11 protein-coding genes and 1 pseudogene are annotated in these 14277 nt (G+C 71.8%); 8 read left to right on the forward strand and 4 right to left on the reverse strand.

The annotated features are described in order from the left end of the window. Positions 1 to 3: 3 nt before the first annotated feature. Positions 4 to 747, reverse strand: coding sequence for a DUF3108 domain-containing protein (locus ACEN9G_RS25905; RefSeq protein WP_483127187.1), 744 nt, complete (start codon positions 745 to 747; stop codon positions 4 to 6). Between the two features lie 309 nt (positions 748 to 1056). Then, positions 1057 to 1416: a MarR family transcriptional regulator gene (locus tag ACEN9G_RS25910; protein WP_075791842.1), complete on the reverse strand. Its 360-nt coding sequence runs from the start codon at positions 1414 to 1416 to the stop codon at positions 1057 to 1059. Between the two features lie 51 nt (positions 1417 to 1467). Here ACEN9G_RS25910 and ACEN9G_RS25915 point away from each other — a divergent pair, with 51 nt between their 5' ends. From ACEN9G_RS25915 to ACEN9G_RS25950, 8 genes and pseudogenes are all read left to right on the forward strand, one after another. Continuing rightward, positions 1468 to 2076: a hypothetical protein gene (locus ACEN9G_RS25915; RefSeq protein WP_413345036.1), complete on the forward strand. Its 609-nt coding sequence runs from the start codon at positions 1468 to 1470 to the stop codon at positions 2074 to 2076. Positions 2077 to 2214: 138 nt separating this feature from the next. Continuing rightward, complete coding sequence (locus ACEN9G_RS25920) at positions 2215 to 3264, forward strand: NAD(P)-dependent alcohol dehydrogenase (protein ID WP_413345034.1); 1050 nt, start codon at positions 2215 to 2217, stop codon at positions 3262 to 3264. Next, positions 3264 to 4448, forward strand: coding sequence for an MFS transporter (locus tag ACEN9G_RS25925; protein WP_483127188.1), 1185 nt, complete (start codon positions 3264 to 3266; stop codon positions 4446 to 4448). The genes ACEN9G_RS25920 and ACEN9G_RS25925 overlap by 1 nt, the downstream gene beginning before the upstream one ends. 20 nt (positions 4449 to 4468) lie before the next feature. Continuing rightward, entirely contained in the window at positions 4469 to 5359 is an 891-nt protein-coding gene (locus ACEN9G_RS25930) for a LysR family transcriptional regulator (protein WP_413345654.1), read from the forward strand. Between the two features lie 137 nt (positions 5360 to 5496). Continuing rightward, complete coding sequence (gene dxs / locus ACEN9G_RS25935; protein WP_483127189.1) at positions 5497 to 7275, forward strand: 1-deoxy-D-xylulose-5-phosphate synthase; 1779 nt, start codon at positions 5497 to 5499, stop codon at positions 7273 to 7275. A 13-nt stretch (positions 7276 to 7288) separates the two neighbouring features. Further along, complete coding sequence (gene hpnD / locus ACEN9G_RS25940; protein ID WP_483127190.1) at positions 7289 to 8137, forward strand: presqualene diphosphate synthase HpnD; 849 nt, start codon at positions 7289 to 7291, stop codon at positions 8135 to 8137. A 14-nt stretch (positions 8138 to 8151) separates the two neighbouring features. Then, positions 8152 to 10147, forward strand: a pseudogene (gene shc, locus ACEN9G_RS25945) (squalene--hopene cyclase). Positions 10148 to 10276: 129 nt separating this feature from the next. Then, entirely contained in the window at positions 10277 to 10882 is a 606-nt protein-coding gene (locus ACEN9G_RS25950; protein WP_483127192.1) for a phosphorylase family protein, read from the forward strand. Here ACEN9G_RS25950 and ACEN9G_RS25955 read toward each other — a convergent pair. Next, a complete protein-coding gene (locus tag ACEN9G_RS25955; RefSeq protein ID WP_413346095.1) occupies positions 10840 to 11589 on the reverse strand; it encodes an MlaA family lipoprotein in 750 nt (249 codons plus the stop codon). The two genes, ACEN9G_RS25950 and ACEN9G_RS25955, sit on opposite strands and share 43 nt — an antisense overlap. Then, the gene (hpnN, locus tag ACEN9G_RS25960) at positions 11586 to 14213 is read right to left on the reverse strand and encodes a hopanoid transporter HpnN (RefSeq protein ID WP_483127193.1); all 2628 of its coding nucleotides are present in this window, start codon (positions 14211 to 14213) and stop codon (positions 11586 to 11588) included. The genes ACEN9G_RS25955 and hpnN overlap by 4 nt, the downstream gene beginning before the upstream one ends. Positions 14214 to 14277 lie beyond the last annotated feature (64 nt).

Genomic DNA, 14277 nt, shown 5'->3' on the forward strand with positions numbered 1-14277 from the left:
GCGTTACGGCAGCGCGGGGGCGGAGTCCAGCGCCGACAGCGTTTGCGTGGCGCTTCCGCCCGCATCTTCCACGCGCAGGCGCACGGGCAGCCAGTTTCGCTCCGGTGCGAGCCAGATGTCCAGCCGTGCCATGCCGGGAGCGGCCAGTTCCGCGAGATGCCAGGCCGCGAGCGTACCGATGCCAGTCGCGACATCTTCCCGGCCCAGCACCTTGAACCGCGCGATGCGCAGGTCGCGCGCGCCGGCCACGACGACGTCGAGCGTGTCGCGGACCTGGTCCGGTTCCGCAAGGCCGATGCCGGCGAGCTGCATCAGCAACGATGCGCGGTCCTGGATACCGACGTTGTCCGGACTTTCGGCGCCGGTTGCGCGGAACAGCACGCGGTGGCCGTCGGCGTCGAATTCCGTCACGAGCGGACCCGCGTCCGTTTCCTCCAGCGCGCGCCGCGGTGCGATGCCGGCGTCGCCGCTCGCCCCTTCGCTGTGCAGGCGTCCGAGGGCGCCGTCCAGGTCGAGTGCGTACCGGTCGCCATCCGTGCGCCAGGTCAGGCGCGCCGGGCCGGCCGGCGCCGGGACGCCGCCCGCCGGCTGGCGCACGAGGTCGTAGGTGAGCTGGACCGGGGCGGGCAGGCGGACGCGGTAACGGCCCGGCATCTGCAGCAGCGGCGGCCCGGTGTCGGACGGCGCGGCGGATACGGTGCCCGGCGCATCCGGGGCTGGACGTTGCGCGTCGGCGGGTGGTGGCACGGGCGTGGCTGCCGACGGCTGCGCGGGTCGCGGGCGTGCCGGTGCTGCGACGGCTGCCGGTGCCGCGGGGGATGGGGAAGTCGGCGCGGCCAGGGCGGGGACCGGAGCAGTCGGCGCGAGCCTTACGCTGAGTCTGCTTTCAGCCGCGGCCGGCGTGGCCGGGAACTCTCCGCGACCGCGCGCGGCGAGCAACTTCAGCAGTGCGAGGTGCGCTGCCGCGGAACACACGCACAGAACCAGCAAACGCCGGTGCCGGGACAGGAAGGCAAGCTTCATGCCGCTAGTGTAGCAGTGCGCTGGTGGCCTTCCTCAACCCGTCTTCTCGACTGCCTTGACCATGCACTTCGACAGCTTGTCGAAGTGCGCCAGCGCCGCCTGCGTGAGCGTTACCTGCTTGCGCCTCGTGTCCTCGGTATCGGTCAGCATGATCCAGCCCTTCTCGCGCATCGACGTCAGGCGGCTGTGGACGGTGGCCGGCGCACCGAGTTCCTTCTTGGCCATCATGTCGCGCACACACAGGCGCTCGCCGTCCTGCATGGCGCGCGCGACGGTGCCGAGGATGCGTTCTTCCAGCGGGTCGAGCGAGGGCAGGGACGGCAGCCCGCGCAAGGCTTCCGCGAGTTGCAGAAAGCGCAGATAGATGTCGGCGGGACGGGTGGATTTGCTCATGCGCAGATTATAATGCGATAGCCACGCGAACTCCATCACCTACAAACCCTCATGTCATCCCCTTTAACTCCTGGTAACCACGCTGGACCGGGCGTATCCGACCGCGCCCGCGTCGCCTGCGCGAGCGTCGTCGGCTCGGTGGTGTTCTATCTGCTGCTGGCGCGGTTGCAGGACTGGGTGTTCCCCAACGTCGAGTTCATGCGCGGGGTCGGCTGGATCTACCTGCCGGCGGGCGCACGGCTGCTGTGCCCGTTGCTGCTGGGCTTGCCCGGCGCCGTCGGCGTCCTGGTGGGGTCGTGGTGCGAATGCTTCTTCCACCTGTATCCGGACGATCCCGTGCGCTCCTTCGCCGGCGGCATCAGCTCGGCGCTCGCGCCCTACCTGGTGTACCTGTTCGCGCTGCGGGTGCTGGGCATGCAGGCGTCGCTGGCCAACCTGACGTCGCGCCGCCTGCTGCTGCTCGTGCCGCTGTTCGGCGTGGCCAGCCCGCTGATGCACCACCTGTGGTTCTGGATGCATGGCGACCACGTCGACCTGGCGCAGGGCTTCGCCGTCATGGCGGCCGGCGACATGCTGGGCGCGCTGGTGGTCCTGTACGCCCTGAAGGGCATGCTGGGGCTGCTGCCGGCGCCGGCACCCCGCCGGGAGGATCTTTCATGACGCGACGGACATGATTCCGCCGCGGATTCATGAATCCCATTCATAAGGTCAAGCAATCCCCGCCGGTCCCGCGCGGCAGGTTTGCCGTTACCATCGTCGTCCCGCGATGCAAACGACAACCTTACGAAAGGATCATCCATGACCGTCAAGGCCTATGGCGCCCATGCCGCCGACAAACCGCTCGAATCCCTGGACATCGCCCGCCGCGCGCCGGGTCCGCACGACGTGCAGATCGAGATCGCCTATTGCGGCGTGTGCCACTCCGACCTGCATACGGTGAAAGCCGAGTGGGCCGGCACCCTGTATCCGTGCGTGCCGGGCCATGAGATCGTCGGCAGGGTCTCCGCCGTCGGCGCCCACGTGAAGGATTTCCGGGAAGGTGACCTGGTGGGCGTCGGCTGCATGGTCGACAGTTGCCGGCACTGCACGGACTGCGAGGAGGGCCTCGAAAACTATTGCGACGGCATGGTCGGCACGTACAACGGCCCGACCGCGGACGCACCCGGCCACACCTTGGGCGGCTATTCCGAGCGCATCGTCGTGCACGAGCGCTACGTGCTGCGCGTGCGCCACCCCGAAGCGCAGCTCGCCGCGGTCGCGCCGCTGCTGTGCGCCGGCATCACGACGTACTCGCCGCTGCGCCACTGGAACGCGGGCCCGGGCAAGACCGTGGGCGTCGTCGGCATCGGCGGCCTGGGCCACATGGGCATCAAGCTGGCCCGCGCGATGGGCGCGCACGTCGTCGCCTTCACGACGTCCGAATCGAAGCGCGCGGATGCCGAGGCGCTGGGCGCGCACGAGGTGGTCGTGTCGCGCGATGCCGATGCGATGGCCGCGCGGGCGAACAGCCTGGACCTGATCGTCAACACGGTCGCCGCGCCGCACGACCTGGACGCCTGCCTGAACCTCCTGAAACGCGACGGCACGATGGTGCTGGTCGGCGCGCCCGCGACGCCGCACCCGTCGCCGCAGGTGTTCAACCTGATCATGAAGCGCCGCGCGCTGGCCGGCTCGATGATCGGCGGGATCGCGGAAACGCAGGAGATGCTGGACTTCTGCGCGCAGCACGGCATCGTCGCGGACATCGAGATGATCCGCGCCGACGAGATCAATGCCGCGTACGAACGCATGCTCAAGGGCGACGTGAAGTACCGCTTCGTGATCGACAACGCGACGCTGGCCGCCTGATGCAGCCACAAGTCTCATCGCTCCCGAACGGCGTCGCGCAGGACGCGCAAGCCGCATGGGGCGCCGTGTTCGCGCTGGCACTGGCCGCGTTCGCGCTCGTCGCGTCCGAGTTCATGCCGGTCAGCCTGCTCAGTCCCATCGCGTCGGACCTGCGCATCAGCGAAGGCCAGGCGGGGCTGGCGATAGGCGTGTCCGGCGCGTTCGCCCTCGTGACGAGCCTGTGCGTCGCGCGCCTGGCCGGACGCCTCGACCGCAAGGTGCTGCTGCTCGGCCTCACGTTGATGATGATCGTGTCCGGCACCATCGCCGCGTTCGCGCCGAACTACGCCGTGTTCATGGCGGGGCGGGCGTGCATCGGCGTGGCGATCGGCGGGTTCTGGTCGATGTCGGCGGCGACCGCGATGCGGCTCGTGCCGGACCACCTCGTGCCGCGCGCGCTGGCCATCGTCAACGGCGGTAACGCGCTGGCGACCGTCGTCGCGGCGCCCGCCGGCAGCTTCCTCGGCGCGCTGGTCGGCTGGCGCGGCGCGTTCTTCGCGATCGTGCCTGTCGCGGCGCTGGCATTCGCGTGGAAGTTCGTGAGCCTGCCCGCTTTGCCCGCGGCATCGGACGCGACATCCGGCAGCGTGTTCGCGCTGCTGAAGCGCCCGGCCGTCGCGTACGGCATGGCGGGCGTCAGCCTGTTCTTCATGGGGCAGTTCGCGCTGTTCACGTATCTGCGGCCGTTCCTCGAAACGGTCACGCACGTGAGCGCGACGACGCTGACCGGCATGCTGCTGGCGATCGGCATCGCGGGCTTCATCGGCACGACGTGCATCGGCGCGGTCCTCGACAACCACCTGTACCGCACGCTGGCCGTCATCCCGCTCGTGCTGGCCGTGCTGGCCGGCGCGCTGGTGGCATTCGGCGGGTCGACGCCCATCGTCGCGATGCTGCTTGCCGTGTGGGGCCTCGTCGCGACGGCGGCGCCGGTAGGCTGGTGGACGTGGCTCGCGCGCACCTTGCCGGACGATGCGGAGGCGGGCGGGGGCCTGATCGTGGCCGTCGTCCAGCTGGCGATCGGCCTCGGTGCCACGTTGGGCGGCGTGCTGTTCGACGCCTGGGGCTTCCGCGCGACGTTCGGGTTGGCCGCGCTGCTGCTCGTCATCGCCGCGGCGCTGGCCCGCAAGGCCGCGCGCGCTTAGTTCAAGCGTAGAATCACGGCATGGCACGCGATAATCTCAGCGACATCCTCGTCTTCCTCGCGGTCGCGCGCGAACGCAGTTTTACGCGCGCGGCGGTCAAGCTGGGCATGACGCAGTCCGCGCTTAGCCATACGATCCGCGCGCTGGAAGCGAGACTGGGCGTGCGGCTGCTGACGCGCACGACGCGCAGCGTGTCGCCCACCGAGGCCGGCGAACGGCTGTTGCAGAATGTGGCACCGCGGCTGGAAGAGATCGACGCGGAGATCGCCGCCGTCAGCGAGCTCGGTGACCGGCCCGCCGGCACCGTCCGCATCACGGCCACGGACCACGTCATCGACAACGTGCTGTGGCCGCGCCTGGCCGCCGTGCTGCCGCAGTACCCGGACATCCACCTGGAGATCAGTTCCGAATACCGCATGGTGGACGTGGCGGCCGAACGCTACGACATCGGCGTGCGCTGGGGCGACCAGGTCGAGAAGGACATGATCGCCGTGCGCCTCACGCCCGACACGCAGACGATGATCGTCGGCGCACCCGAGTACTTCGCGCACCGTCCCGTGCCCGCGTCCATCGACGACCTCATGAAGCACGAATGCATCCGCCTGCGCCTCGCCGGCGGCGGCGTCTACGCGTGGGAGATGCTCGATCGCGGCGCAGCCGTCGACGTGCGCGTGCGCGGACGCTACACGTTCAACGGCGTGTACCAGATGCTGAACGCGGCGCTGTCCGGCTGCGGCCTCGCCTACATGACCGAAGACGTGGCGGTACCGCACCTGCGGGCCGGCCGCCTCGTCAGCGTGATGGCGGACTTCTGCCCCAAATTCCCCGGCCTGCATGCGTACTATCCGAGCCGCCGCCACGCGTCGCGCGCACTGGCCGTCGTGCTCGATGCGATCCGCCACAAAGGCTGATTTCTGCCGGGATTTTTCGTGCGTACCATATCTCCGAAGAGGCCGGCGCACGGTTGAAGCGAATACCTGAACGGATGGCCGGGATGTTCTAGAATGGGTCGCCTGCGGTGCCTGTCGCACGCCGCATGGAGGACCGCATGGACCTGCTCGAGGCAATCAACGATCCCGCCGCCTTGCGTGCGCTACCCCGCGCACGCCTGGAGACGCTGGCGCGCCAGTTGCGCCGCTTCCTGCTCGACACGGTAGCGCGCACCGGCGGCCATCTCGCGTCGAACCTGGGGACCGTGGAACTGACGATCGCGCTGCACTATGTGTTCGCCACGCCGCGCGACCGCATCGTGTGGGACGTCGGCCACCAGAGCTATGGCCACAAGGTGTTGACGGGCCGGCGCGCGCAGATGCACACCCTGCGCCAGGCGGGCGGCCTCTCGGGCTTCCCGCGCCGCTGCGAGAGCGTGCACGATTGCTTCGGCACGGCCCACTCGTCGACCGCATTGTCCGCCGCGCTCGGCATGGCGCTGGCCGCCAGACTGCAGGGCGACGACCGCCATGCCGTGGCCGTCTGCGGCGACGGCGCGCTGTCCGCCGGGATGGCGTTCGAGGCGTTGAACAACGCCGGCGTCGATCCGTCGCTGCGCCTGCTCGTCGTCGTCAACCACAACGGCATGTCCATTTCGCCCGCCGTGGGCGCGCTGGACCGGCATCTGTCCGATCTCGCCACCGGCCGCGTGCGCAGCGGCGCATCGCTGTTCGAGGCGCTCGGTTGCGCGTATGCCGGTCCGGTGGACGGCCATGATCTCGACGCGCTGATCCCCGCGCTGGAGGCCGCCCGGGGGCGTCCGGGTCCGCAGGTGCTGCACGTCGTCACGCGCAAGGGGAAGGGCTATGCGCGCGCGGAGGCCGCGCCCACGCTGTACCACGGCACCGGGCGCTTCGACCCCGCGCAGGGCGTGGCGGACGGCGCCCGCGGCCGGCCGGCGTACACGGACGTGTTCGGCGACTGGCTGTGCGACATGGCCGCGCACGACCCGCGCCTCGTCGGCATCACGCCCGCCATGCGCGAAGGGTCCGGCCTCGTGCGCTTCGCCCGGCGCTTCCCCGACCGCTACGTGGACGTCGGCATCGCGGAGCAGCACGCGCTGACGTTCGCGGGCGGCCTCGCCGTCGAAGGCATGAAGCCCGTCGTCGCGATCTATTCCACCTTCTTGCAACGTGCCTACGACCAGTTGATCCACGACGTCGCGCGGCAGAACCTCGACGTGACGTTCGCGCTCGACCGCGCCGGCCTCGTCGGCGCGGACGGCGCCACCCATGCGGGCAACTACGATATCGCCTACCTGCGCTGCGTGCCGAACATGGTCTTGATGGCGGCGTCCGACGAGGCCGAGTGCCGGCGCATGCTGACGACCGCCTACCGCCATCCGGGGCCGGCGGCCGTGCGTTATCCGCGCGGGCCGGGCCCCGGGATCGTACCGGCGGCCGAGCTGGACACCATTCCGTTCGGCCGCGGCGAGGTGCGCCGGCGCGGGGCCGGCATCGCGATCCTTGCCTTCGGCCCGATGCTGGCGCCGAGCCTCGAGGCGGGCGCGGAACTGGGCGCGACGGTCGCCAACATGCGGTTCGTGAAGCCGCTCGACGCGGACCTCGTGGCGGCACTGGCGCGCGACCATGCGCAACTCGTGACGGTGGAGGAGGGCGCCGTCATGGGCGGCGCGGGCGCGGCCGTCGCGGAGGCGCTGGCCGCGGCCAGCCTCCAGCGCCCGCTGTTGATGCTGGGCCTGCCGGACCTGTTCATCGAGCATGGCGACCCCGCCGCGCTGCTGGGTGCCGCAGGGCTCGACGCGGCCGGCATCGCCGGCGCCATCCGCCAGCGATATCGTGCCGATGCTCCTTTGCTCGTAGCGAATAGTAGTTAGCGAGAGGTACCCCATGCTTCCCGAGACGGATGCGCTCACCGTGCCGGACCACACGCCGGCCAGTTCGTTCGGCCTGGCCATGCGCGTGCTGCCGGCGCCGCGGCGGGCCGCGATGTTCGGCATCTATGCATTCTGCCGCGCCGTCGACGACATTGCCGACGGCGCGGCGCCGCCCCGTGAACGCCGCGCCGCGCTGGAGCGGTGGCGCGCCGACGTCGACGCCGCGTATGACGCCGGCGGATCCCCGCGCCTGCGCGCGCTGGCGCCGCACATCGCCGCGTACGGCCTCGCGCGAGCCGACTTCCACGCGGTGATCGACGGCATGCTGATGGATGCGGAGGACCGGCCCATCTGCGCGCCGCCCGCCGACACGCTCGACCTGTACTGCGACCGCGTGGCCGCCGCCGTGGGGCGCCTGTCCGTGCGCGTGTTCGGCCTGCCGGCGGACGACGGCATCCTGCTTGCCCACCACCTGGGCCGCGCGCTGCAGCTGACGAACATCCTGCGCGACATCGACGAAGACGCCGCCATCGGCCGTGCCTACGTGCCGCGCGAACTGCTGCTCGCGGCCGGGGTCGAGCCGCGCGTGTGCGCCGCCGGCGCGGACGACATCGCCGCGCATCCGGCGCTGCCCCGTGCATGCGCGGACCTCGCCGCGCAGGCGCGCCGGCATTTCGCTGCGTCCGACTTCGTGCTGCGCCGCCACCGGGGCAGCGCTGGGCGGGCGCCGCGCCTGATGGGGGCCGTCTACGCGGCGCTGCTCGAACGGCTCGCCGCGCGCGGGTGGAGCCGGCCGCGCACGCCGGTCCGGCTGGGCCGGCTGGCCAAGGTCGGCATCCTCGTGCGGCACGCGCTGCTGTAGCCACGGGGGATGCCATGCACGACTCGTCATTCCGGTCCACGGCGCCGGCCGGCGCCATCGAGGCGGAACGCACCATCGGCAGGCGCGCGCGGCTGGAGACGGCCATCGACGCGGCGCTCACGGCGGTACTGGCCGACCAGCGCGGCGACGGCCACTGGGTCTACGAACTGGAAGCGGACGTCACCATCCCCGCCGAATACGTGTTGCTGGTGCACTATCTTGGCGAGACGCCGAATAGGGACCTGGAACGCAAGATCGGAACGTATCTGCGCCGCCGCCAGGGCGAGCATGGCGGGTGGCCGCTGTTCCACGGCGGCGCCTTCGACCCGAGCGCAAGCGTCAAGTCGTATTTCGCGCTGAAGATGACCGGCGATCCGCCCGACGCGCCGCACATGGCGCGGGCACGCACTGCGATCCGGGAGCACGGCGGTGCCGAGCGCAGCAATGTGTTCACGCGCATGCTGCTCGCGCTGTTCGGCGAGATGCCGTGGTCGGCGGTGCCCGTGATGCCGGTGGAGATCGCGCTGCTGCCGCGCTGGTCGCCGTTCCACCTGTCCAAGGTCTCGTACTGGACCCGCACCGTGCTGACGCCGCTGCTCGTGCTGGGCGCTCTGCGGCCGCGGGCGCGCAATCCCCTTGGTGTGGGCGTCGGCGAGTTGTTCCTCGCGCCGCCGGAGAACCTCGGGCTGGCGCCGCGCGCGCCGCACCAGGACCGCGTGTGGTTCGCGCTGTTCCGCACGCTGGAGTCGCAGATGCGGCTGCTGGCGCCGCCGCAGGCGCGCGGTGGAGCAGGCGGCCGCGTTCGTGCGCGCGCGCCTGAACGGCGAGCACGGCTTGGGCGCCATCTTTCCCGCGATGGTCAATGCCGTGCAGATGCTGGACGTGCTCGGCTCGCCGCCGGACGCGCCCGAGGCGTCCGCCGCGCGCCGCGCCATCGACCGGCTGCTCGTCGACCACGGCGCCGAGGCCTATTGCCAGCCGTGCCTGTCGCCAGTGTGGGACACGGCGCTGATGTGCCACGCACTGCTGGAAGCGGGCACGCCGGCCGCATTGTCTGCCGCACGCCGTGGCCTCGACTGGCTGCTGCCGCTGCAGATCCTCGACCGGTCGGGCGACTGGGCGGCACGGCGGCCGGACGTGCGCCCCGGCGGCTGGGCGTTCCAGTACGAAAACGCCTGCTATCCCGACGTCGACGACACGGCGGTCGTCGCGATGGCCATGCACCGGGCCGCGCACCTCGAACCGTGGCCGCTGCCGGACCGGTATGCAGACGCCGTCGCCCGCGCCCGTGAGTGGATCGTCGGCATGCAGGGCAGGGGTGGCGGCTGGGGCGCCTTCGAGGCCGACAACACCCACTACTACCTGAACCACATCCCGTTTGCCGACCACGGCGCGCTGCTGGATCCGCCGACGGCCGACGTGTCCGCGCGCTGCCTGTCGATGCTGGCCCAGCTCGAGCCCGGCGCCTGCGCGCGGCGCCGCGCGCCGGCCGCGCGGGCGCTCGGTTGGCTGCTGCGCCGCCAGGAAGCGAATGGCAGCTGGTACGGACGCTGGGGCGTGAATTATGTCTACGGCACGTGGTGCGCGCTGTGCGCCCTCGCGGCGGCCGGCCTGCCGCCGGAGGCGCCGCCTGTCGCGCGCGCCGCCCGCTGGCTCGCCTACGTGCAGAATCCGGATGGCGGCTGGGGCGAAGGCGGCGACAGCTACCGGCTCGACCACGCGGGCCACGCGTGGGCGCCGTCGACGGCATCGCAGACGGCGTGGGCGCTGCTGGGCCTGATGGCGGCGGGCGCCGTCGAGACGCGGGCCGTCACGCGCGGCATCGCCTGGCTCGTCGACCACCAGCGCGGGGATGGCCTGTGGGACGAGCCGCAGCACACGGCCACGGGCTTCCCCCGCGTGTTCTACCTGCGCTACCACGGTTACGCCAGGTATTTTCCGTTGTGGGCGCTGGCCCGCTACCGCAACCTGCGGGCCGGCGGCAGCGGCCGGGTCGCGTTCGGGATGTAGACCGTGCCTTCGGCGCCGTGCGTGCTCGCCGTCTGCGGCATGCCGTTCGAGGCGGCGATCGCGGACGGGCCCGGCGTCGCCAGCGTGTGCGGGCCCGGGCCGTGGCGGGTGGCGCAACGGCTGCACGGGATGCTGGAGGGACCCGGTCAGGCGCGACCCGGTCAGGAGCGACCCGCTGGCTGGGCTGGCATCATCAGCTTCGGCTGTGCGGGCGGCCTGGACCCGGACCTCGCGTGCGGCGACTGCGTGGTGGCCACGGCCGTGCTGACGCCGGACGGCCTCGTCGCGACGGACCCGGACTGGTCGCGCGCCTTGCTGGACCGGCTGCCCGGTGCCCGTCCCGGGCTGCTCGCGGGCGCGGACGCGCCGCTCGCCACGCCGGTCGCCAAGGCCGCGCTGTGGCGTGACGCGGGTGCCGCCGCCGTCGACATGGAAACGCATGCTGCCGCGCTGGCCGCGAGGCGGCACGGCCTGCCGTTCGCGGCTTGCCGCGTCGTGCTCGATCCGGCTCGGCGCACCGTGCCCGCGGCCGCGCTGGCCGGCCTGGACACGGGCGGCATCTGGCCCGTGTTGCGCGCTCTGGCCCGTGCACCGGGGCAGGTCGCCTCCGTGTGCGTGCTGGCGGGCGAGGCGTGGGTGGCGCGGCGTGCCCTGCAGCGGGCGCGTGCGCGGCTCGGGGCGGGGCTGGGGTGTCATTGTTCGCCGTCCTCTTTGCCGCCATCTTCCTTGTTGTAATCCGGCAGCGGCCCTTCCTTGCCCTCGTCGAGCAGCGAGCGGCGGCGGCCCAGGTAGGCGTCGCGCACGAACAGATAGCGGTCGAGCGCGGCCTGCTCCAGCAGATTGGTCGCGTTCAGGTAACGGGCCCGCGTGCTGACGAAGTCGACGCCCCACAGCGTGTTGCGCGAGGCCGGCTTCGCGTAGGTGATGGGCGAGGCGTACTGGTCGACGCCGAAGCCCGCCGCGTCGCGGAACGTGCTCGGACCGAACAGGGGCAGCACGAGATAGGGGCCGGCCGGCACCCCGTAGTGGCCCAGCGTGAGGCCGAAGTCCTGGTTGCGCTTGGCGATGCCGGCAGGCGTGGCGATGTCGAGCACGCCCAGCAGACCGAACGTGGAATTCACAGCGACGCGCATCAGGTCGTTCATGCCGTCCATCAGGCGCAGCTGGGCGAAATCGTTGAGCATCACGGGGACATCGCCCAGGTTGGAAAAGAAATTGTCCACACCGGTGCGGACGAAGCGCGGCACGGTGCGGTTGTACGTGCGCGCGACCGGTTGCGCGATGTGGCGGTCGAGCGTGTCGTTGAAGCGGAACGTGGCGCGGTTGAGCGGTTCCAGCGGATCGGCCGGATCGCGCCCGGGGCCCGTGGCGCAGCCGGACAGGAGCGCGAGGGGCGTGAGCAGCAGGGCGGCAACGATCCGCCGCGGCGGCGGGTGGGTCATGGCGGACCTCGTTCGGCAGGTGCCGGGGCACGGGGCTGCCCCAGCAGGACGGGCTGGAAGAACACGGCGCCGATCAGGGTGCAGACCAGTGCCAGCACCAGCAGCTTGCCCATGCTCGCGGTGCCGGGATGGTGCGACAGCCACAGGCTGCCGAACGCGGTGCCGGTGGTCGCCGCGCTCAGGACGATGGCTTGCGTCAGCGGATGCTCCAGCCGGGCCGGCTGCCCGGCGCGCCACGCCATGATGTAATAGATTTTGAAAGCGACGCCGACGCCCAGCAGCAGCGGCAGCGCGATGATGTTCGCGAAATTCAGGTGGATGCGCAGCAGCACGCAGGCCTCCAGCGTGACAAGGCTCGACACGAGCAGCGGCACCATCGTCAGCAGCACATCGCCCACGCGCCGGAACGCGATCCACAACAGCAGCGCGATGGTCGCGATGGCCAGCAGCGCCGCCTGCACGAACGCGGCGATGATCAGGTCGGCCGCGTGGCGCACGGAGATCGGGCCGCCGGCCGCATCCGGTGCGATGCGCAGGACGGCATCGGCAAAGCGGCCCAGCCGGCTGTCGTCGCCGAGGCTCGTCCCCGTGGGCCGCTTCGGACTGATGTCGACCAGCGCGCGGCCGTCGGGCGCGATCCAGTTGCGGCGCATCGCGGCGGGCAGGGTCGCCAATGTGATGGGTTCCGGCCGGAGGGCCAGCCGCAGGGCGTCCAGCGCGAGCCGCAGCGTACCCGCCAGCGCCTGGTCGGCGCGGTCGCGGGCGTCCGGTCCCGCGCGCGCCAGGGCAGCGAGCGCCCGCGCGAGCCGCGACGCCTCGGCCGCACCGGGACCTGGATGATCGAGCGCCGCATTGTGCAGCGCTTGCGCGGCCGTGCGCAGCGCCGCCGTGCGCTGCGCATCCGACGCCGGCGCGACAGCCGGTGCCGCTGCGGGCCGCTCCAGCACGGGCAGCAGGCGGGCGGCCGCGGCCGCGATGGCATCCAGTTTTTCCGGCTGGCGGTCGGGCACGAGGCTGGCGGCCGTCAGCGCATGGGCCACGTCGGGCAGGCGTTCCAGGCGGGCCGCCAGGGCCGCGGCCCGTGCCAGCGACGGGGCGAGCACCTGCACGTTGTCGAGTCCGATGTCGGTGCCGCGCGCGAGCGACGTCAGCGTGGCCATCGATTCGCTGCCGGGATTCTTGAGGTGCAGCGGATCGAAGTCGAATTCGAGGCGCCACAGCAGCGGAATGCCGGCCGCGACGAGCGCCAGCGTGGCCGCGAGCACGGTCCTGCGGTGGGTCTGCAGCGCATGGTCGATGCCGGCGAGCCACGGGTAGCCGGGCGCGAGCGCCCCCGCCGGCGGATCGGTGATGCGGATCAGTGCGGGCAGCACGGTCAGGCAGGCGGGCAGGGCGACGCACAGGATGCCGACGCCCGCGATCTGCCCCAGCTCGGCCACGCCGCGGTACGCGGTGGGGAGGAACGCGAGGAAGCCGAACGCCGTGGCCGTCGCCGCGAGCGTGAGCGGCAGCGCGAGCGCGCGCGCCGTCGCCAGCAGGGCCGTGCCGGTGCCGGGCCGGACGCGCCGCAGTTCGCGGAAGCGCATGCCGAACTGGATGCCGAAATCGATGCCGAGCCCGACGAACAGGATCGCGAACGCGATGGAGATCAGGTTCAGCGCACCCACCATCATGAGCCCCAGCGCGGCCGTGAGCGCGAGGCCGCCCAGCATCGTGATGCACAGTGCCAGCACGAGCGGGGTCGAACGCACCGCGCGCCACAGCAGCACGAGCACGATCGCGACGGGGATGCTGCCGACGAGCGGCGACCCTTCCTGCAGTGAGGCGAACTCGTCGTCCGACAGGGGCACCGGCCCCGTCAGCGAGACGTGCGCGCCATAGCGTTCGGCCAGGCGCAGGTCGGCGGCGGCCGCGCGGATCGCGTCGCTGGACGCGGCGCCGGGCAGCAGGGCGGCGTAGTCCAGCACCGGGCGGACTTCCACGAGGCCGGGTTCGGCCGCCACACCGGCGGTGGCGAGATCCTGCCAGGACAGCGCGGTGTTTCTTCCCGCGAGGACGCCCTCGACCGTGGCGGCGCTGCGCGCCAGCAGCGGCGCCATCTGCGCGAGCGTGACCTGGCCCGTCAGCAGCGGCGTGCCCAGCGTGACGGCCAGCAGGTTCGCGACGCCCCGCAGGGACGGGTCGCGCGCGAGCGCACCGAGCAGGGGCCGTGCATCGACGAGGCGCGCCGCCAGGTCGCGGACCTCGTGCGCGTCGAGGTACAGCAGGCCGTTGCGGCGGAAGAATTCGGCGCCCGCGCCGAGGTCCACCGCGCGGAACAGGGCGGGCCGCCGGCGCAGGCGGTCGGCCAGTTCGCGCGCCGCCTGCGCCGCGAACTCGGGCGCGGGCGCACGGATGACGGCCAGGGTGGTGTCGCCCCGGTTCGGGAACGCGGCGGCGATGGCGGCGTCGCGCCGGGCCCATGGCGCATTCGCGTCAATCAACTGCCCGACGTCCGTATTGATCGCGAAATGGCGTGCCACATAAAGCCCGGATCCAAGTACCAGCAGCGCAAACGCCCCGAGCACCGCCCATGGGTGGCGACACGACAGGTGGACGAGCCTGGCAATCTGGTGGGTCAGCATGGTGTGCCCATTAGAACGGATGCGGTGCGGGTGACCGTATGATCTGGCGCAGCCGTGCGCGGGA

The sequence above is a fragment of the Massilia sp. Masssp94 genome, from assembly GCF_059491305.1.